The sequence below is a fragment of the Microbacterium sp. LMI12-1-1.1 genome (assembly GCF_040676455.1).
Taxonomy (GTDB): Bacteria; Actinomycetota; Actinomycetes; order Actinomycetales; family Microbacteriaceae; genus Microbacterium.
On sequence record NZ_JBEGIA010000015.1, the window covers coordinates 23,328 to 43,202 of the forward strand.

Here is a 19,875-nt window from a genome sequence, read left to right on the forward strand (position 1 = left end):
AGCCGATGGTCGCTGGCGCCGTCGCGCCGACCCCGATGCTGTCGGCGCGGGTCATCGCGGCGGCGCTCGGCCAGTTCCCCCCGACGGTCGAGCAGACGGCGGTCATCGAGGCGCCGCTCGCGCCGGCTCTCGTCGTCGCGGGGGCCGGCAGCGGCAAGACCGAGACGATGGCGGCGAGGGTCGTGTGGCTCGTGGCGAACGGCATCGTCCGTCGCGACGAGGTGCTCGGCCTGACCTTCACCCGCAAGGCTGCCGGTGAACTGGCCGAGCGCATCCAGAAGCGGCTCGCCCGTCTGGCCGAGTTCGAGCGGCGCGGCCTGCTCCCCGCGCTGCCGGGCCTGGCGGAGGCAGGAGCACTCGCCGCGTTCGGCGAGCTCGAGCGGTCCGGCGCCGATGGCGCTCGCGCGACCGCCGAACGCCATCGGCTGCTCGACGCGCTCGCACACGCGGTGGACGCGACCGCCCAGGATTCGGCCGACGACGCGCTGCTGCATCGACCGACCGTGGCGACGTACAACAGCTTCGCCGACCAGATCGTCCGCGAGCACGCCCTGCGGATCGGGCGGGATGCCGAGGCGGCCGTCCTCTCCGAGTCGGCGGCGTGGCTGCTCATGCGCCGGGTCGTCTTCGCCTCCGACGATCCGCGCCTCGAGGAGCGAGGTGAGGCGGTCCGATCCATCGTCGACGCGGCGCTGCGGATCGCGCGCGACGGCGTCGACAACCTGGTCGACTTCGACGCACTCGCCGCGTTCCCCGAGCGCTTCCGCACGGTCCGCGAACTGCCCTCGACCAACCGGCGGACGACCGTCTACGCCGACGTCGCCGATGCGGTGGAGCGGGTCGATGCCCTGGCGCTCCTGACCGATCTGGCCCGGGAGTACGCCGCCGAGAAGCTCCGGCTCGGGGTCATCGACTTCTCCGACCAGGTCGCCGGCGCGCTCGAAGTCGTCGCCAGCCATCCCGCTGTGGCGGACGACCTCCGCGATCGCTACCGCGTCGTCCTTCTCGACGAGTACCAGGACACGTCGGTGGCGCAGACCGACCTGCTGGCAGCGCTCTTCGCGGGCACCGGGGTGATGGCCGTGGGTGATCCGCATCAGGCGATCTACGGCTGGCGCGGCGCGAGTGCCGGCAACCTCGGCGGATTCTCCGACGCGTTCTCCCCGGGCTCGCCCTGCGCGCGCTACGCGCTCCTGACGAGCTGGCGCAACAGTGCCTCCGTGCTGTCGGCGGCCAACGCCGTGCTCGCGCCGCTCGCGGCATCCGGCGGAACCGTCGCGGTCGAGGAACTGCGCGCACGGCCCGGCGCCCCGGCGGGTGCCGTCGAGCTCGGCTTCGACGCCGACCTCGACACCGAGGCCGATCGTGTGGCCGAGTGGTTCGCACGGGTGCGCGCGGAGCGCGCGCAGGAGGGCCTGCCCACGACCGGGGCCATCCTCTTCCGCAGCAAGAAGCACATGGTGCGCTTTGGCGACGCGCTCGGGCGGCGCGGCATCCCGCATCGCATACTCGGCCTCGGCGGACTGCTCTCGACGCCCGAAGTGGTCGACGTCGTGTGCGCCCTGCGGGTCATCAGCGACCCGTCCGCGGGCTCTGCGCTCATCCGCCTCCTGTCGGGGCCGCGCTGGTCGATCGGCCTGCCGGATCTGCGGGAGCTGGCCGCGCTCTCGCGACGCCTCGCGCGGCACGACACCGCCCTCCAGCCGCTCGCTCCCGAGGTGGTCGAACGCATCCGGGGCAGCGCCGGCGACGACGACGGCTCGCTCGTCGACGCGCTCGACTTCGTCCTGCGGCAGAAGCCCGACCACGGCTGGCTGACCGGATTCACGCCCGATGCCCGCGAGCGGCTGCGCGACGCCGCATCCGTCTTCGCCGGGCTCCGGCAGGCCAGTGGGATGCCGATCCCCGAACTCGTGCGGCTGATCGAACTGGAGCTGCGCCTGGACATCGAGCTCGCCGCGAACGAGACGCGAGGACCCGCACGCATCGCGTCGGCTCAGCTGCGGGCGTTCGTCGACGAGGTCCACGCGTTCCTCGCGGCGGACGAGACCGGCTCGCTCTCCAGCCTGCTCGCCTGGCTCGACCACGCCGAGCAGCTCGACGAGTTCGCGCCACGGACCGAGCCCCCCGAGGACGACGTCGTGCAGCTGCTGACCATCCACGGGTCGAAGGGCCTCGAATGGGATGCCGTGGCCGTCGTGCGCCTCGTGAAGGACGAGCTGCCGAGCGCGCCGCGCGACACCAAGGCCTGGCTGGGCTTCGGGGTGCTGCCGTACGCGTTCCGCGGGGACTCCGCCTGGCTGCCGGCCCTGGGCTGGCAGTCCGCCCAGACGCAGCAGGAGCTCAAGGAGGCGATCGACGCGTTCGTCGAGGCGAACCGGGGCCGGCAGCTCGAAGAGGACCGACGGCTCGCCTACGTCGCGGTGACGCGCGCCCGCGACCACCTGCTGCTCACCGGGGCGACGTGGTCGGGCACCAAGCGCCCGCGCACGCGCAGCGTGTTCTTCACCGAGATCGCCGAGGCGCTCGGCGTGACGCTGCCCGACGACGAGGCCGGCGACGATCCGTACCAGGGAGAGCGCCGGGTGCTGCAGTGGCCGATCGATCCGCTCGGTGGGCGCCGGGCGTCGGTCGAGGATGCGGCGCGCGCCGTCGAGGCCGCCTCGGCCGCGCCGCGCGGAGAGCTCGACCCGCAGGCGGCGCTGCTCCTCGCCGAACGCGACGCACGCCGCGCGCGGCCGGTGCACACCGCGCCGACTCGGATCGCCGCATCGCGCTACAAGGAGTACGTGGCCGACCTCGAAGGAACCCTTGCCAGCATCGCGCGGCCGATGCCGGAACGTCCCTTCCGGCAGACACGGCTCGGCACGCTGTTCCACGCCTGGGTCGAGCAGCGATCCGGACGCGCCGGTCTCGGCGGCTCCCTCGACGACGCGCTGTGGGAGACCGATGAAGAGGTGTCCGGCACCGAGGCATCCGTCGAGGACGCCGCCGCGCTGGCGGCGCTGCGCGAGCGGTTCCTCGCGTCGGAATGGGCGTCGCGGCAGCCGATCGAGGTCGAGACCGAGATCGACTTCACGACGATCGGTCCGGACGGGCTGCCGCACATCGTCATCTGCAAGCTCGACGCCGTGTATCGGCGCGAAGACCGCGGTGGCCGTATCGAGATCGTCGACTGGAAGACGGGGGTCGCGCCGCGCACCCCGGCCGAGAAGGACGAGCGGATGCTGCAGCTCGAGCTCTACCGCCAGGCCTACCACGCCAAGCACGGCGTCCCCGTCGACGAGATCGACGTCACGCTCTACTACGTCGCGGAGGACGTCATCCTGCGGGGCTGACGTCGGGACGGCGGGCCGAGGCCGCCGCTGCGGTCGGCGTGGGGCGTCGGCGTCCGACGGCGCGGTGCCGTGGCGCAGACCGAACGGCGCGGCGAGCGTCGCGGCGGGCGACGCGGGGTCAGTCCGCTCGCCAGCGGCGCAGCGCCGCCTCGGAGGCGCGTTCCGCCTCGGCCGCGGCATCCGTTCCCGTCTCGTCGTCGTGCGTCCTGGGCGCAGGGAGCTGCACGGGCGCCAGGTGCGGCAGCGCGATCGGTGCCGTGGAGACGTCGTCGGACGGATGGGGCGCCGCTGCTGCTGCCGATGAGGCGGCGGGAGCGCGGTCGGTGTCGCGGACCACGTCGCGGAAGGCGGCGAGGTCGGCCTCGGTGAGCTCCTCGGTGTCGAAGCGGGCGGCGTTCTGCCGAACCGGACCCGTGTCTGCCGCTTCGTCGGCCACCCACTGGGCGAGCTCTTCCGGATCGTACGCGTCGGTGTGCATCGAGGTGTCGACCGTCGACGGCGACGCATCCGGCGTGCGTTCGAGGAGGGCGATGGCGTCGTCGACGTCGAGCGCGGCATCCGACACGATGTCGTCTCCCGCGACCCCTGCGGCCAGCGATTCCAGGAGTTCGACGGCATCGGCGACGATGTCGTCGCGGTCCACGTCGTTCCCGTGCACGAGCCATTTCGCGAACTCGAGCTCTGCGTAGAGGCGCGAGCGCTCACGTGCACGGGCGTCCGGGGCGCGACCGCTGCCGGCCACATAGGCCGCGTACACGTCGTCTGCCGCCTCGGGCGCGGACGCCAGCCACTGCAGGTCCGTCGCCGGGTCGCCGATCGACAGGCCGTGCCATTCGAGCAGGCCGGTGACCGTGGGCACTCCATCGAGGTCCTCGAACAGGAACGAGGCCGCACCCGCGCCGCCGAGCACGACGGCGGACTCGAAGCGCCAGAGGTCGTCGGAGTCTGCCGCGCGATGCCAGCGACGCGCGAGACTCACCGGGAGCCGACGCGTCGCGACCGCGCGTTCGATGAGGCGCGTGACGTCGGCGCGGACCTGGGGCGGCGTGCGGGCCGGGAGCCCCTCGCCTTTGACGATCGACTGCGGCAGCGCGTGGAGGGCAGCCAGCGCCGCACCCAGTGAGGTGGCCGCACCGCGGCCGGCCGGCAGGTGCGCGGCATCGACCCGGTAGCCGGGAAGGAAGTCGACGACAACGACGCGCGTGTCGCCGAGCCCGGCCTCACCGAGCAGTTCCGGCGCGCGGAAGGGGAGGAGCCCGCGGACACCCGGGGTCAGCGCGCGCAGCGCGCGCACCTCGGCAGCGAGCTCGGTCCCCGCTGTCGGGTCGGCGGGAACCCGCACGACGACGCGCCGGCCGTCGTCCAGGTCGGCGACAGCGGCGTCGTAGCGACCGGTCGATCCCTCGGTGAGGGCCCCGACCCCGACGACGCCGACCCGAGGCAGAGCCGACGTGACCGACGCGGCTAGAGTGAGGGGTGAGCGTGCCATGTGCCCAGGGTAGGTCGGTCGCGCTCGTCCGTCCCCGCGCCACGCCCGGCCCTGAACGACGAAGCGGAGCATGTTCGATGACGGCGCCCGACAGTACGAGCCTTCCTCCGCTGGCACGCCCGGGCCTCGACCGCGCGGCCGAGGAGCGACTCGCACCCGGCCTCATCGATGCGCTGAAGACGGATGCTGCGACGCGCGTGCTCGTGATCGCGGGCGACTCGGCCCCACTGGCCGCGCCTGACGCGCTGCTGTGGCGGGCGCCCGCGGAGGTGCCCGAGGATGCCGAGTGGGCCTTCCTCGGGCGGCACCACGACGGTGGCGCGCTGCTGGCCGCGGTGTTCCCGACCCAGGAGGACGAACTCTTCTCCGCTCCGGCGGGCTGGGCGGGTCTGCGCTCGGCGGGTGCGGCGCTCTCGGCAGCCGAGGCAGGCGCCTTCGTCGAGGCACTGAGCCTCGGACGGTGGCTGCTGGACGCCCCGTTCTGTCCTGCGTGCGGCCACCGGACGGTCCTCGGCGACGCCGGCTGGTCGCGCCGGTGCCCGAACTGCGGACGCCAGCACTTCCCGCGCACCGACCCCGCGGTGATCGTCGCCATCACGAGCGCCGATGACCCCGACCTCCTGCTCCTGGGCTCCAACGCCCTGTGGGGCGCCGACCGGTTCTCGTGCTTCGCGGGCTTCGTCGAAGCAGGCGAGTCGCTCGAAGGCGCGGTGCGGCGCGAGGTGGCCGAGGAGTCCGGCGTGCAGGTCGGCGTCGTCACCTATCGCGGTTCGCAGGCATGGCCCTATCCCCGTTCGCTCATGGTCGGCTTCCTGGCTGCGGCGCTCGACGACGGTGCGGCGGAGGCCGACGGCGATGAGATCGCAGCCGTGCGCTGGTTCACCCGCGACGAGATCGGCCGGGCGCTCGCGGGCGAGGGTGACGTCGTGCTGCCTGGTCGCGCCTCCATCGCGCATCGCCTGATCGCCGACTGGCACGCGGAGCGCGCATGACCGCTGACGTGCTCGCGGGGCTCGACGACAACCAGCGGGAGGCGGCGACGGCGCTGCGCGGGCCGGTCGTCGTGCTCGCCGGCGCCGGCACCGGGAAGACCCGCGTCATCACGCATCGCATCGCCCACGGCGTCGACACCGGCGCGTACTCGCCGGGACGCGTGATGGCGGTGACCTTCACGACCAAGGCGGCCGGCGAGATGCGGGGGCGGCTGCGGGCGATGGGCGTCGGCGGCGTCGCCGCACGCACCTTCCACGCGGCGGCGCTCGCGCAGCTCAACTTCTTCTGGCCGACACTGGCCGGCGACAGCGCCCCGGGGATCATCGACAACAAGGTGCGCCTGCTCGCGCACGCGGCCGACAGCATCGGGTTCTCTCCCGACGTGGCGACGCTGCGCGACGTCGCCTCCGAGATCGAGTGGCGGAAGGTCTCGATGCTGAGCGTCGACGGCTACGTCGCGGCACGGCCCAACGGGGTCGGGCGACTCGGCGTGGATCGTGTCGTCGCGCTGCAGCACGCGTACGAGAAGCTCAAGGACGAGCGGCGGCAGCTCGACTTCGAGGACGTCCTGCTCGCCTGTGCGGGCATGCTGGAAGCCGAGCCGCAGGTCGCCAAGGCCGTGCGCGAGCAGTACCGGCACTTCACGGTGGACGAGTTCCAGGACGTCTCGCCGCTGCAGAACCGACTGCTCGAGCTCTGGCTCGGGGACCGGCGCGACATCTGCGTGGTGGGCGACGCCAGCCAGACGATCTACTCGTTCGCCGGCGCCGATGCCTCGTTCCTCCTCGACTTCCCGTCGCGGCATGAGGGCGCGCGCCTCGTCCGGCTCGAGACGAACTACCGATCGGATGCCCCGATTCTGGCGGTCGCGAACGAGCTGATGCGCGGGCGCCCGGGAGCCCTCCACCTGACCCCGGCCGCGCGGCGATCCACGGAGACCGCCGCGCAGGAGCCTGTTCCCACGGTGACCGCGTTCGAGGACGACCGCTCCGAGGCGCGCGCCGTCGCGATGCGCATCACCGAGCAGATCGCGGCCGGCGCCGACCCCGGGCACATCGCGGTGCTCTACCGCGCGCACGCGCAGTCGGCCGAGCTCGTCGCGGCGCTGGCCGACGCCGGCATCGCGACGAGCGTGCTCGGCGGGCGGCGCTTCTTCGACATGCCGGAGGTGCGGCAGGCGGTCATGGAGCTGCGTGCGGCGTCGGTCGCGCCGATCGAGAGCGGCTTCGTCGACACGGTGCGCGACATCCTGCGCTCCCGGGGGCTCACCGACGAGCCGCCCGAGGCCGGCGGCGCGCTGCGCGACGCATGGGAGGCGCGCGCCGCGCTGCTCCGCCTGGCGCAGGAGGCTCCTGAAGGCACGACCCTGCGGGCGTTCACCGACGAGCTCACCGCTCGGGCGAAGGTGCACGACGAGCCGGCGATGCGCACGGTCACCCTGGCGACGCTGCACGCGGCGAAGGGTCTGGAGTGGGACCACGTGCACCTCATCGGCGTGGCGGAAGGGCTGCTGCCGATCTCGTACGCGACGACCTTCGAACAGGTCGACGAGGAGCGGCGCCTGGCGTACGTGGGCATCACGCGGGCTGGGCGAACGCTGTCGCTGACCTGGTCGCGAGGCGTACGGGAGCGGCAGCCGTCGCGGTTCCTGCGAGAGATCGGCAGCGGCACTCTGCGTGCGGTCGGTGCGACCGGACGTTCCGGTGGAGCGAGCCGGCGCGCAGGCTCACCGACCGCGTCCGCGACGCCGAGGGGTTCCGCGCGCGCTCCGCGATGAGCCGACCCGCCACGATCCCCGCCTCCCACAGCACCGCCGGCTCCGTCTCGACCGGGCGTCCGAGCAGCTGCGCCGCGACGGCCGGCCAGGACGGATCGTCGTCGCGGCGCTGTGCGGCGACGCACGCGAGGCAGGCGGTGCGCCCGGGCTCCACGAAGGGGCCGATGTCCGCCCCCGAACCGGTGAGCGCCACCGGCACGTGGGGGATGTCGGCGCTCATCAGTGCTGCGGACGCACCGGGCGCGACAAGGCGGTGGACCACGAACACCACCGCAGCCGTGTCGGGGCCGGCGCGGTCGACCGGGTCGAAGCGGTGGGCGACGTCGACGTCGTAGCCCGCCGCCGAGAGACCGGTGCCCACGGCATCGCGATAGTGCTCGGGCACGTCCGGCGCGCAGTGCAGTGCGACACGGCGCCGGGCTGCGGCATCCGTCGTCAGCGCACGCCGGATGCGTGTGAGGAACCGGCCGGCCGCGGCGGCGTCCGCAGCGCCGAGCGCCTGCGCGAAGGGGACGAACGCGCCGTCGGGGACCCCGCGCTCGAGCTCGCGCAGCACCCGCAGCTGCCACGGCTCGGGATCGTCGAGGATCGCGACGGGCTCGGAGCCGAACTGGAGGGCGGTGTCGCTTCGCCACACCGGCGGATACGCAGGGTCGAGTCGCAGCATGCGCCCGATCCTGCCGCACGCGACGTCATCCTCGACCGGTATCCACAGGCGCGGCCCTCGGCCAGCCGGGTTTCGTGGGTCTGGGGAGGAGGGGCCCCAGACCGCACCTGTCACACCGGTCGGTGATCGTCGGGAGCGCTGCCCCCGTCGTCCTTCTCCGAGTCGTCATCCGGCGAGGGACCGTCGGACGGGCCCTCGGTCGCCGGCGCCGCACCGTCGGACTCGCCCCCGTCAGCGGCCGCCCCTGGCTCTTCACCGGCGAGGAGACGGGCGAGAGCGTCGTCCATCTCGTCGCGCGCCGGCTCCTCGCCCCGCGCCCGCGCCTCCAGGCGGGCCACGAGAGCGGCGGGGTCGTCGATGTCGGCGGCGGCCGGCATGAGGTCGGGGTAGTCCCACAGCGCGTCGCGCGCCGCCGGACCCACGGCATCCGTCACGGCACGCCACATCGCCGCAGCCTCACGCATGCGGCGGGGACGGATCTCGAGGCCCACGAGCGAGCCCAGCGCGCGCTCGGCGGGCCCGCCGACCGCACGGCGACGGCGCACCGCCTCCGCGATGCGCTGCGCGGCGGGCAGGCGCGATGTCGCATCCTCGGTGACGACCTCCACCCAGCCCTCGATGGTCGCCAGCAGGTTCTCGAGACGCGCGAGGGCGGCGTCCTGCGCCTCCGAGCGCGCCGGCAGCAGAGCGCCGCTCTCGATCGCCTTGCGGAGCTCCTCCGGCTCGGACGGGTCGAACCGCGTGGCGAGGTCCTCGAGCGCGTCGGTGTCGACGTGCACACCCCGCGCGAAGTCGGTCACCTGCGAGATGACGTGCAGACGCAGCCACCGTGCGTGACGGAACAGGCGCGCGTGCGCGAGCTCGCGTGTGGCCGCATACAGCGCCAGCTGGTCGTCGGGGACCTCGAGGTCCCGCCCGAAGTCGGCGAAGTTCTGGGGGAGGATGGCCGCCTCGCCGTCCGGCATCAGCGGGATGCCGACGTCGCCGCCGCTCACGACCTCCTTGGAGAGATTGCCGACGACCTGGCCGAGCTGCGACGCGAAGAGCGACCCGCCCACCGTCCGCATGAGGCGTCCCGCGCCCTGCACGAGGCCCTGCATGTCTTCGGGAGCCTGCTCGCTCAGCGCCGTGGTCAGCGCATCGGCGATGCTCGTCGCGACAGGTGCGGCGAGCTCCTCCCACACCGGGAGGGTGGCCTCGACCCAGGCGCCGCGCGTGAGCGTCACCGGGGGAGCGGGCAGCTCGGAGATCGTGGTCGCCTCGCTCAGCCACAGGGTGGCCAGCGAGAACGCCTGATCCAGGTCGGTGCGCTGGCCGGCGGTGACGCCCAGCCCCTCCTGGTTGGCGATGTGCAGCGCCTGGCGCTTCGCCATGTCCCACGAGATGCCGCTCTCGTCGGCGTTCTCGAACGCGCCCTGCAGCTGGCGCATGACCGCCTGCATCATCGCGGGATCGATGTTCATGCCCGACAGTCGCGAGAGCTGCTCCGGATCGAAGTCGCCCGCGGAACCGCCGAACAACTGGCGGATGAGCTCCTGGAAGTCGTCCTCGGGGCTGGGCCCGTCGCCAGGAGTGTCGTCGTCTGCCACTTCAGCCGCCTTTCAGCCGGTCGATGACGTTGCGCTCTACGCTAGTCGCAGCATCCGTCGCACCCCCCGGCAGGGACCCCGAACGCCTTACGCCGGTCGCGAACGACCCGGCATCCAACGACAAGGCACGGAAGAGAGGTCCCGCGTGGCCCTGTTCGACGAGAACACGACGATCGAGCCCGCCCCGCGACAGCGGATGTCGCGCCGCACCGTCGCGGGCGTGTGGGCGCTCGCCGTCGCCATGGTGGTGCTCCTGATCATCACGTTCCTGCCGACGTCGTACGTCATCCAGCGGCCCGGGCCGGTCTACAACACCCTGGGCTCCGCGGAGAACGCCGACGGCGAGGAGGTGCCGCTCATCTCGGTCGAGGGCGCGGAGACCTTCCCGACCGACGGCACGCTCGACCTGCTCACCGTGCAGGTGCAGGGCAACCGCGAGCACACGCCATCGTGGTTCGAGCTCGCGATGGCGTGGTTCGACCCGAGCCGGGCGGTCATGCCGATCGACTCGGTGTTCCCCGCCGACCAGACCCCCGAGGAGCGCAGCGAGCAGAGCGCCCAGATGATGGTCGACTCGCAGCACGAGGCCACGGCGGCCGCGCTCACCGAGCTGGGCTACGACGTGGGCGCGCAGCTGTCGGTCTACTCGGTCATCGATGGGGCCGCCGCCGAGGGCATCCTCGAGGACGGCGACATGATCCTCGAGGCGGACGGCGAGGCGGTGACGGAGGTCTCGACCCTCCGTCGGGTCATCAACGACGGCGACGGCGCGCCGGTGGAGCTCGTCATCGAGCGCGGCGGCGAGCAGCAGACGGTCTCGGTGACACCGCAGGAGCTCACCGACGAGAGTGGTGAGACGACGTGGGTGCTCGGGGTCAACCTCATCACCGACTACGACTTCCCGATCGACGTCACGATCCAGCTCAACAACGTCGGCGGCCCGAGCGCGGGGATGATGTTCGCGCTCGGCATCATCGACACCCTGACCCCGGACGAGCTGAACGGCGGCGAGCAGGTCGCCGGCACCGGCACGATCACGGCGGACGGCGAGGTCGGGCCGATCGGCGGCATCCGTCAGAAGATGTGGGGCGCGGTGGATGCCGGCGCCGACTGGTTCCTCGCGCCTGAAGCGAACTGCGACGAGGTGGTGGGTCACATCCCGGGCGATCTGCGGGTCTTCTCGGTCGAGGACCTCGACGACGCACTCGCCGTGCTCGACGCCGTCCGCGATGGAGGCGACCTCGACGCGCTGCCCACCTGCACGGCGGAGTGACGCCGGCGGATCGTGCCCGAAACGTTGCGCGATTCCGAGAGTTCGCCCAGGGAGGACAAGGCGGCCGCCCTGAATCCGCCGCCTAGGATGGGACGGTGACCACGACCTCGTCGCCGACCCCGGCCACACCCTCCCGCACCCGACGCATCATCGCCATCACGCTCGCGATCATCGCCGCCCTGGTGGTGGCGTTCTTCGTCTTCGCGAGCCTCTACGCGGACTGGCTCTGGTTCGAACAGCTCGGGTTCACGGAGGTGCTGCTGACCCAGTGGGTCGCCCGTGTGGTGATGTTCGTGGTCGGCTTCCTCGGGATGGCGGTGCCGGTGTGGCTGTCGATCCAGCTCGCCTACCGCCTGCGCCCCGTGTACGCACGGCTGAGCTCGCAGCTCGACCGCTATCAGGAGGTCGTCGAGCCCCTGCGACGCCTCGCGATGTGGGGCATCCCCGTCTTCTTCGGCTTCTTCGCGGGCTTCGCCGCCTCCGCCCAGTGGGAGACGACGTGGCTGTGGTTCAACGGCGTCGCCACCGACACCACCGACCCTGAGTTCCACCTCGACACCGGCTTCTACATGTTCGCCATGCCGTTCTGGAGCTCGCTCATCGGCTTCGCATCGGCGGTGCTGCTGATCTGCCTGCTCGTGACGGCTCTCGTGTCGTACCTGTACGGCTCGGTGCGGGTCGGCCAGCGCGAGCTGCGGATCTCCAAGTCCGCGCGCATCCAGCTCGCGGTGATCGCGGGCCTCTACCTCCTGGTGCAGGGTGCGAGCCTCTGGCTCGACCGATACAAGACGCTCGTCGAGTCCGGCGCGGACGACCGCATCACCGGCCCCGGCTACACCGGCGTCAACGCGATCATCCCCGGGCAGACGATCCTCGCCATCGTGGCGGTCATCGTCGCGATCCTGTTCTTCGTCACCGCCGTCATCGGCCGCTGGCGCTACCCGCTCATCGCGACCGCCCTCCTCGTGGTGTCGGCGATCGTCGTCGGCGTCGGCTACCCGTGGGTCGTCAACACGTTCCAGGTGCAGCCGAACCGCTTCACGCTCGAAGAGGAGTACTACCAGCGCAACGTCGACATGACGCATCAGGCGTACGGCGTCTCCAGCCTCGAGCAGGAGGACTTCGCCGCGGTGACGGATGCCGAGCCCGGCCAGCTGCGCGACGACGCGGCCACGACCGCACAGGTGCGCATCATGGATCCCGCGATCATCTCGCCCAACGTGCGCCAGCTCGAGCAGTACCGGTCGTACTACCAGTTCGCCGATCCGCTCGACGTCGACCGCTACGAGCGGGACGGCGTCTCGCAGGACACCGTGGTGTCGGTCCGAGAGCTCAACCTCGACCAGCTCGGCAACGCCGCGGACTGGCAGAACTCCGCCGTCGTGTACACGCACGGCTACGGCATCGTGGTGGCGAAGGGCAACGACCGCACCGGCGACGGCGATCCGGTCTTCCTGGAGCGCGGCATCCCTGCCAGCGGCTTCCTCACGGATCAGGACGACTTCCAGCCGCGCGTGTACTTCGGCGAGTCCTCGCCGCCGTACTCGATCGTCGGAGCGCCGGAGGGCACCCCGCCGGCCGAGCTGGACTACCCGGAGGGCGGCGACGCCGCCTCGGGCGAGCAGAAGACGACCTTCGAGGGCGACGGCGGGCCGAGCCTCGGCAACGTGTTCAACCGCCTCGTCTACGCGCTGAAGTTCCAGGCCGAGCAGATCCTGTTCTCGGACTACGTCAACTCGGAATCGCAGATCCTCTACGACCGCAACCCCCGCGAGCGCGTGCAGAAGGTGGCCCCCTACCTGACGCTCGACAACGACGCCTACCCGAGTGTCGTCGACGGCCGGATCGTCTGGATCATCGACGGCTACACGCTCAGCGCCAACTACCCGTACTCGTCGACGGTCAGCCTCACGTCGGCGATCTCGGACTCCAGCAACCCCGCGCCGCGCTTCGCGCTGGACGACATCAACTACATCCGCAACTCGGTCAAGGCGACCGTCGACGCGTACGACGGGTCGGTGAAGCTGTACGCGTGGGACGAGGAAGACCCGGTGCTGCAGTCGTGGCAGAAGGTGTACCCGTCGACGATCGAGCCGATCAGCGAGATGTCGGCGGACCTGATGAGCCACGTGCGGTACCCGACGGATCTCTTCAAGGTGCAGCGCACGATCCTCGGCGTCTACCACGTCGACGACGCGCGGTCGTTCTACCAGAGCGACAACCGTTGGCAGACGCCGAACGACCCGCAGGACGATGCCGCGCTGCAGCCGCCCTACTACCTGACGATGCAGATGCCGGGCGAAGAGGCGCCGACGTATTCGATGTTCACGTCGTTCATCCCGTCCTCGACGGGAGGCAACGCCAGGAACGTCCTCATGGGCTACCTCGCCGTCAACTCGAACGCCGGGAGTGAAGCCGGCGTGAAGAGCGACGACTTCGGCAAGCTCCGGATGCTCGTGATCGACGCCGATACGCCGGTTTCGGGACCCGGTCAGGTGCAGAACGACTTCGACTCGCAGCCCGAGGTGTCGTCGTTCGTCAACATCCTGAAGCAGGGCGACTCGGACGTGCTGAAGGGCAACCTGCTGACACTGCCCGTCGGCGGCGGTCTGCTCTACGTGCAGCCGGTGTTCGTGCAGTCGTCCGGCGCGACGAAGCTGCCCAAGCTGCAGAAGGTGCTGGTCTCGTTCGGCACGGACATCGCATTCGAGGACACCTTGACCGAGGCGCTCGACACGCTGTTCGGCGGCGATTCGGGCGCCGACGCCGGTGACAACGACGTCGAGCCGACGCCCGGCGCGACCCCCGCACCCGAGCCGTCGCCCGAGCCCACCGAGCCCACGGAGCCCACGACGCCGGAGGAGCCGACCGACGAGTACCAGGCCGCGCTGCAGGACGCGCAGCAGGCGCTGGTCGACCGGCAGACCGCGCTCGAGCAGGGCGACTGGGCCGCGTACGGCGTGGCCGACGAGCAGCTCACCGCCGCGATCGAGAAGCTCATCGAACTCGGCGAGCAGTAGGCCGGATCCACGTGAGGACCGTCCAGCGGAAGCTGGACGGTCCTTCGCGTATGTGTGCGGCGTCGGGGCGGCAGCGTGCGGGACCCCGGGCCGTACGGGACCCGGCGGTCGTGGTCGGGCTCAGCCGGTCAGGACGGCGTACCAGATGAGCAGCAGCGTGACCACGAAGCCCGACAGCTGGTTCAGCCAGAGGAAGCGCCGCCAGCCCGCGGTGGCGGTGGCGGCCTCGGCGTCGGTGACCGAGCGGTACGGCCAGACCGTCACGAGGTAGGGGATCGCGAGCACCGCGGCCAGGGGTCCGGGCCAGGTCGTCGCCAGCATGGCGATGCCGGCCGCGACGTAGCAGGCGAGCGCGAAGCGCACGGTCCAGCGCGCCCCTCGTGCCGTCGCGATCGACGCGATGCCGGCCTCCCGGTCGGCGACGACATCCTGAACCGCTCCGAACGCGTGGGAGGCGGCGCCCCACAGCGCGAAGGCGACGATCAGCGCCGCGAGCGGAAGGGTCCAGGTCGCGCCGGCGAGGACCAGCGCGTACACGGCGGGGGAGAAGAAGTGGATGCTGCTGGTCGCCGAGTCCAGGAAAGGACGCTCCTTGAGGCGCAGCGGCGGTGCGCTGTAGAAGACGACGAAGAACAGGCTCGCGGCGAGCACCAGCCACGACGCCGGTGAGCCGACCACCAGCAGGTACGCGACGAAGGGGAGGCACAGCAGACCCGCGGCCCACAGCGTCACCCGGTGCATGCGGCGGTCGAGGACGGCACCGTGCGCGCCCCCCTTGCGAGGGTTGCGGAGGTCGGACTCGTAGTCGAACACGTCGTTGATGCCGTACATCGCGAGGTTGTACGGCACCAGGAAGAACAGGGTGCCGATGACGAGCGTCGCGTCGATCTGACGCGTGGTGAGCAGGTACGCGGCGGCGAACGGGTACGCGGTGTTGATCCAGCTCACCGGCCGCGAGGCGATCAGCAGCTGCCGCGCGACGGCGCCGGCGCGAAGCGGCGGTGCGGCGGTCACTGTCGTGCCTCCTGCCGGCGGGGCCGTGCGGTCTCCAGGAGCGTGAACACCGAGGGGACGAGGAACGCCGCGCACACCGGGTACGCGAAGTCCTCGATCGGAGCAAGGCCGATCCGCACCCCCGAGATGAGCGATTCGGGATAGGTGAACAGACCCGCAGCGATCATCAGGTTGTCGAACACGGCGGTCAGGACGACCAGGATGCCGGCGGCGATGGCAGACGCCGTCATCCTCCGCGCGAAGCCGGGTCTCCGTGCCGTCAGGAGCGCGAGGAGCGCCGTGATCACCAGGAACGGCAGGACGATGAGGGGATAGGTCATCGTGCCGCCTCCGACGGTGAGGCGGAGGCATCCGTCCGGCGACGCTCGAGCATGCGCTGCGCGCCCGCCCAGGCCACGAGCGCGAGGTAGCTCAGGAAGGCCAGGAAGAACGGCTCCTCGAGCGGGAGGTGCGGTGCGAGGTCGATCCCGAGAAGGAGCGCACTGTCGCCTTTGACGAAGACGCCCGCCGCGATGCCCGCGGCGTCCCAGACGAGGAAGAACGCCGTGCCGATGCCGGCTGCGGCCAGCGTCCGGCCGGGCGCCGCCCACGCGGCGAGCCGCCAGCGTCGATCGATCAGCAGCACGCCGACGGTGGAGGCGAGGATCGCCGCGAGGTAGATTCCGGGCACCGTCACACTCTCGCAGGTTCCGCGAGAGGACCGGGAGACCGGTCGCCGCGGAGCCGCTTGACGACGAGCTCGGCAGAGATGAGACACATCGGCAGGCCGATTCCCGGAAGGGTCGACGCGCCCACGTACGACAGGCCGTCGACCTTGCGGGAGGCGTTGCGGGGACGGAAGATGGCGCTCTGACGCAGGGTGTGGGCGAGGCCGAGCGCATTGCCGCGCCAGGCTCCCAGGTCGTCGGCGAAATCGCCCGGCGCGACGGTGCGGCGCACGACGATGCGGCTCGCCAGATCCGGGATGCCGCACCAATCCGCGATCTGCGCGATGACCCGGTCGGCGGCGGTCTCGATCCGAGGCTCGCCGTCCCCGTCGATGCCCCCGTGCCCGAGGCTGGGGTCCGCGGGCACGGGGACGAGCACGAAGAGGTTCTCGTGCTCAGGAGGCGCCACGTGGGGGTCCGTGGCGCTCGGGCGGCAGATGTAGAGCGAAGCGGGATCGGGGATCCGCGGATGCGAGCCGAAGATGTCGTCGAAGCCGGCGCGCCAGTCGTTCGCGAAGAGCAGCGTGTGGTGGGCGAGCTGCGGCAGGGTGCCCTCGACGCCCAGCATGACGAGCAGCGCCCCGGGGCTCGGCGTGCGCGAACGCCACCACTCCTCGGGGTAGGTCTGCTCGGCAGCGGCGACGAGCTGCGTCTCGGTGTGGTGCAGGTCCGCACCCGACACGACGAGGTCGGCGCTCACACGGCGCCCGTCGGCGAGTTCGACGCCGGTCGCTGCGCCGGCTTCGGTCGTGATCGCCGTGACGCGCGCTCCCGTCTCGATGACGACTCCGGATGCCTCCGCCAGGCGTGCGACCGCTCGGATGAGCTCGGTGAACCCGCCGCGCGGATACAGCACGCGGTCGTCGAGGTCGAGGTGGCTCATCAGGTGGTACAGACTCGGGACGCCGTACGGCGAGCCGCCCAGGAACACGGCCGGGTACTCGAGGATCTGACGCAGCCGGGGATCCGTGAAGCGGCTCTCGACGTGGCGCGCGAGCGTACGGGTGAGCAGCGGCGCGAGGCGCGGCATCCGTCGCAGCAGGGCGGGGTCTCTGAGCCCCGCGGTCGTCTCGTACGTGTCGTAGAGGAAGCGGTTGACGGCGAGGTCGTACGCGTCGGCCGCGGAGTCCAGGTAGGCGTCCAGCCGTGCACCGGCACCCGGCTCCACGCTCTCGAAGAGCGCCGTCGCGGCGGCGCGTCCGGATCGGATGTCGAGCGGGTCGAGACCGGTGGACGGGTCCGAGTAGACGCGGTAGGCCGGATCCAGCGGCACGAGGTCGAGCTCGCGATCGGCAGTCGTTCCGAGCAGCCGGAAGAAGTGGTCGAACACCTCGGGCATGAGGTACCAGCTGGGCCCGGTGTCGAAGCGGAATCCTTCGTACTCCCACGATCCGGCGCGTCCGCCCAGCTCGTCGCGTGCCTCGAACAGGGCGGTGTCCCAGCCCTCCGCGGCGAGCAGCGCCGCCGCGGCGAGTCCGCCGATGCCGCCGCCGATGACGACCGCGCGTCGCGGTGAGTCCTGCATGCTCATGCGCGCGCCTCTCGTGGAGCGAATCCCAGCAGCGCGCGTGCGGCGAGGCGCGCCTTGACGGTGTCGGGCACACGCACTCTGGCGTCCCCGTCGCCGCACGCTCGCAGGCGTGCCGCGAGCTCGGCGAAGAGGTCGTGTGCGGCGGTCACGGCGCGGCGGCAGTCCGCCGGCAATGCCGGGATGGTGCGGGCGGCGGCGGCGAGGTCGGCGTCGATGCGATCGAGGATGGCGGCACGCTCTCCTTCGTCGGCGGCCGGACCCAGGTAGTCCCGGCCGAGCACTGCGCCGTCGTGGGTGCGGTCCCGCAGGAAGTTGACGTCCTGGAACGCGGCGCCGAGCCGTCGGGCACCGTCCACCAGCTCCGGTGACGGGGTGACGGGATGCGGCGCGCCCGCGTTGACGAACACCTGCAGGCACATGAGGCCGATGACCTCGGCCGAGCCGTAGACGTAGGCGTCGTGCGAGGCGGCGTCGTGCCGGCGCGTGTGCAGATCGGTCCGCATGGACGCGAAGAACGGCGCCACCAGGTCGGGGCCGATCCCGCATTCGCGCGCCGTCGTGGCGAAGGCGTGCACGACGAGGTTCGAGCTGAAACCTCGCAGGGTCGCGTCGAGCACTTCCTGCTCCAGCTGGTCCAGGACGTCCTCCATGGCCTCCGCTGACAGCCCGGCCTCGGCGGCCGGCCCGTCGACGATCTCGTCCGCGATGCGCGCGAGCGCGTAGATGTTCCGCACGTGCGGGCGTGGCCGCGGCCCGAGAAGGCGGCACGCGAGCCCGAACGAGGTCGAGTAGCGGGCGATCACGGTGGCGGCGGCATCCGCAGCCGCCCGGTCGTACAGCGCGAGCCCGGCCGCCGTGCGGCTGCGCGAGTCGTTCACGGGACTCGCCCTTCGATGCCGTCCGCGAGAGTGCGCAGAAGGTCGCCGGCGCGATCCGGCAGAGCCGGCTCGTCCGATGCGGCGCGCACCGCCTCGAGCGTCTCGCAGATCAGAGCGACCATGCGCTCGCGCGCACCGCTCGATTCGAGGACGGACTGCGCCTCGCGCACCGCCACGGGTCCCGTACGGGCCAGCGCCAGCGCCTCGTCGACGCGTCCGGCGGCGGACTCCCGCGCAAGCGCCACCAGCGGCGTCCGCTTGTTCTCGCGGAGGTCCGGCCCGGAGTCCCGCCCGGTCTGCTGCGTCGTGCCGAACGCGCCGATGAGGTCGTCGACGAGCTGGAAGGCGAGTCCGAGGCGTCCGGCGGCGTCTCCGAGCACGCGCAGCGCTTCGGCGTCCGCGCCGCCCAGCAGCGCGCCCGCCTGCATCGGGGCGCGGAACGAGTACACCGCCGTCTTGTTGAAGGCCGTGTCGAGCGTCGCGCCACGAGACGGATGCCGCGTCGCGACGCTGTTCTCCACATCGGCGAGCTCGCCGGCGGCGGAGACCAGGATGGCGTCGTCGAGCAGCGTGAGGAGACGATCGCGCGTCGCGTCATCGGTGTGCGCCATCGCGACCAGCCGGAACGCCTCATGGAGGAGGATGTCGCCGGCGAGGATCGCGGCGGCGTCGCCGAGAAGCGCTGCGCCCTCCGCGCCGGCGCCGCCGTCCCGCGCCCGCAGCCGGAACTCGCCGCCGACGTTGGGCACGCCGCGGCGCATCGTGTCGTGGTCGATCACGTCGTCGTGCACGACGAATGCGGTGTGGAGCAGCTCGAATGCTGCCGCGACGGAGAGGGCGGCCGAGGCGTTGGCATCGTCGGTGCGGAATGCGTCGTAGGATGTCGTGACCAGAGCAGGACGCAGCCGCTTGCCGCCGTGGGCGGCGCGGGTGATGGCATCTGCCAGCGCGCCGAATGCGGGGCCCAGCTCCACAGCGCGCTCGCGGATCCTCGCCAGCGCCCCGTCGATCGCGATCTGCAGGTCGGGGTCGGCCGCCGCCGGGATCATGATGCGCGGCGCTGACGTGACGGAGCGTCGAACAGGTGGAGCTGCTCGGCCTGCAGCACGAGCCAGGGGCTGAAGGCCCACGGCGTCGCCTCGAGCGAGGCAGCGATCGCCGCGGGCTCGACCCAGCGGGCGTCGACCACCTCGAGCGGGTTGAGCACCGGCTCGTCGTCGGTGTGCGCGATGTAGACAGGGCATACCTCGTGCTCGACGATGCCGTTCGCATCGGTGGCACGGTACCGGAACAGGGGGAGCGCCACGCGGAGATCGGTCAGCGTGATGCCCAGTTCGAAGTCGGCGTGCCGCCGGACCGCCGAGAGGACGGGTTCGGCCGGACGAGGATGACCGCAGAACGAGTTGGTCCAGACGCCCGGCCAGGTGCGCTTGCTCAGCGCCCGGCGGGTGATGAGGACCTGCCCCTCGCTGTTGAGGACGTGGCACGAGAAAGCCAGGTGCAGAGCGGTGTCGGGACCGTGCACGCTCGACTTGGGCGCAGTTCCGATCGGGTTGCCGTCGTCATCGAGCAGCACCACGTGGTCGGTGTCGGGCATCC

At 71.8% G+C, this 19,875-nt stretch carries 14 protein-coding genes; 5 read left to right on the top strand and 9 right to left on the bottom strand.

Going from position 1 to position 19,875, the window contains the following annotated elements; genetic code table 11:
- Nucleotides 1-5: 5 nt before the first annotated feature.
- Nucleotides 6-3,338, top strand: a complete 3,333-nt coding sequence (locus tag MRBLMI12_RS14075; RefSeq protein WP_414686231.1) for an ATP-dependent DNA helicase — start codon at nt 6-8, stop codon at nt 3,336-3,338.
- A 118-nt stretch (nt 3,339-3,456) separates the two neighbouring features.
- Here the strand turns inward: MRBLMI12_RS14075 and MRBLMI12_RS14080 are convergent, their stop codons facing one another.
- On the bottom strand, nt 3,457-4,827 hold the full coding sequence (locus MRBLMI12_RS14080) for a phosphotransferase (RefSeq protein WP_363357076.1): 1,371 nt from the start codon (nt 4,825-4,827) through the stop codon (nt 3,457-3,459).
- Nucleotides 4,828-4,904: 77 nt separating this feature from the next.
- Between MRBLMI12_RS14080 and nudC the strand changes: the two genes are divergently transcribed.
- A complete protein-coding gene (gene nudC, locus MRBLMI12_RS14085; protein ID WP_363357077.1) occupies nt 4,905-5,819 on the top strand; it encodes an NAD(+) diphosphatase in 915 nt (304 codons plus the stop codon).
- Entirely contained in the window at nt 5,816-7,597 is a 1,782-nt protein-coding gene (locus MRBLMI12_RS14090) for an ATP-dependent helicase (protein ID WP_363357078.1), read from the top strand. The genes nudC and MRBLMI12_RS14090 overlap by 4 nt, the downstream gene beginning before the upstream one ends.
- A 777-nt stretch (nt 7,598-8,374) precedes the next feature.
- Here the strand turns inward: MRBLMI12_RS14090 and MRBLMI12_RS14095 are convergent.
- A complete protein-coding gene (locus tag MRBLMI12_RS14095; RefSeq protein ID WP_363357079.1) occupies nt 8,375-9,853 on the bottom strand; it encodes a zinc-dependent metalloprotease in 1,479 nt (492 codons plus the stop codon).
- A 145-nt stretch (nt 9,854-9,998) separates the two neighbouring features.
- On the opposite strand from MRBLMI12_RS14095, the gene MRBLMI12_RS14100 reads away from it, so the two are divergent.
- Complete coding sequence (locus tag MRBLMI12_RS14100) at nt 9,999-11,126, top strand: YlbL family protein (RefSeq protein WP_363357080.1); 1,128 nt, start codon at nt 9,999-10,001, stop codon at nt 11,124-11,126.
- 95 nt (nt 11,127-11,221) lie between these two features.
- Nucleotides 11,222-14,146, top strand: a complete 2,925-nt coding sequence (locus MRBLMI12_RS14105) for a UPF0182 family protein (RefSeq protein WP_363357081.1) — start codon at nt 11,222-11,224, stop codon at nt 14,144-14,146.
- A 120-nt stretch (nt 14,147-14,266) separates the two neighbouring features.
- Here MRBLMI12_RS14105 and MRBLMI12_RS14110 read toward each other — a convergent pair whose 3' ends face one another.
- From MRBLMI12_RS14110 to idi, 7 genes are read right to left on the bottom strand one after another with little or no spacing between them, the layout of a single operon-like run.
- On the bottom strand, nt 14,267-15,160 hold the full coding sequence (locus MRBLMI12_RS14110) for a prenyltransferase (RefSeq protein ID WP_363357082.1): 894 nt from the start codon (nt 15,158-15,160) through the stop codon (nt 14,267-14,269).
- Entirely contained in the window at nt 15,157-15,480 is a 324-nt protein-coding gene (locus tag MRBLMI12_RS14115) for a lycopene cyclase domain-containing protein (protein ID WP_363357083.1), read from the bottom strand. Before MRBLMI12_RS14115 ends, MRBLMI12_RS14110 begins: the two co-directional genes overlap by 4 nt.
- Nucleotides 15,477-15,830 carry a lycopene cyclase domain-containing protein gene (locus MRBLMI12_RS14120; protein WP_363357084.1) on the bottom strand — a complete coding sequence of 118 codons (354 nt, stop codon included), beginning with the start codon at nt 15,828-15,830 and terminating at the stop codon, nt 15,477-15,479. The genes MRBLMI12_RS14115 and MRBLMI12_RS14120 overlap by 4 nt, the downstream gene beginning before the upstream one ends.
- 2 nt (nt 15,831-15,832) lie before the next feature.
- Nucleotides 15,833-17,398, bottom strand: coding sequence for a phytoene desaturase family protein (crtI, locus tag MRBLMI12_RS14125; RefSeq protein ID WP_363357085.1), 1,566 nt, complete (start codon nt 17,396-17,398; stop codon nt 15,833-15,835).
- Nucleotides 17,395-18,276, bottom strand: coding sequence for a phytoene/squalene synthase family protein (locus tag MRBLMI12_RS14130; protein ID WP_363357086.1), 882 nt, complete (start codon nt 18,274-18,276; stop codon nt 17,395-17,397). The genes crtI and MRBLMI12_RS14130 overlap by 4 nt, the downstream gene beginning before the upstream one ends.
- Nucleotides 18,273-19,325 carry a polyprenyl synthetase family protein gene (locus tag MRBLMI12_RS14135; RefSeq protein WP_363357087.1) on the bottom strand — a complete coding sequence of 351 codons (1,053 nt, stop codon included), beginning with the start codon at nt 19,323-19,325 and terminating at the stop codon, nt 18,273-18,275. Before MRBLMI12_RS14135 ends, MRBLMI12_RS14130 begins: the two co-directional genes overlap by 4 nt.
- The gene (gene idi, locus MRBLMI12_RS14140; RefSeq protein WP_363357088.1) at nt 19,322-19,873 is read right to left on the bottom strand and encodes an isopentenyl-diphosphate Delta-isomerase; all 552 of its coding nucleotides are present in this window, start codon (nt 19,871-19,873) and stop codon (nt 19,322-19,324) included. The genes MRBLMI12_RS14135 and idi overlap by 4 nt, the downstream gene beginning before the upstream one ends.
- Nucleotides 19,874-19,875 lie beyond the last annotated feature (2 nt).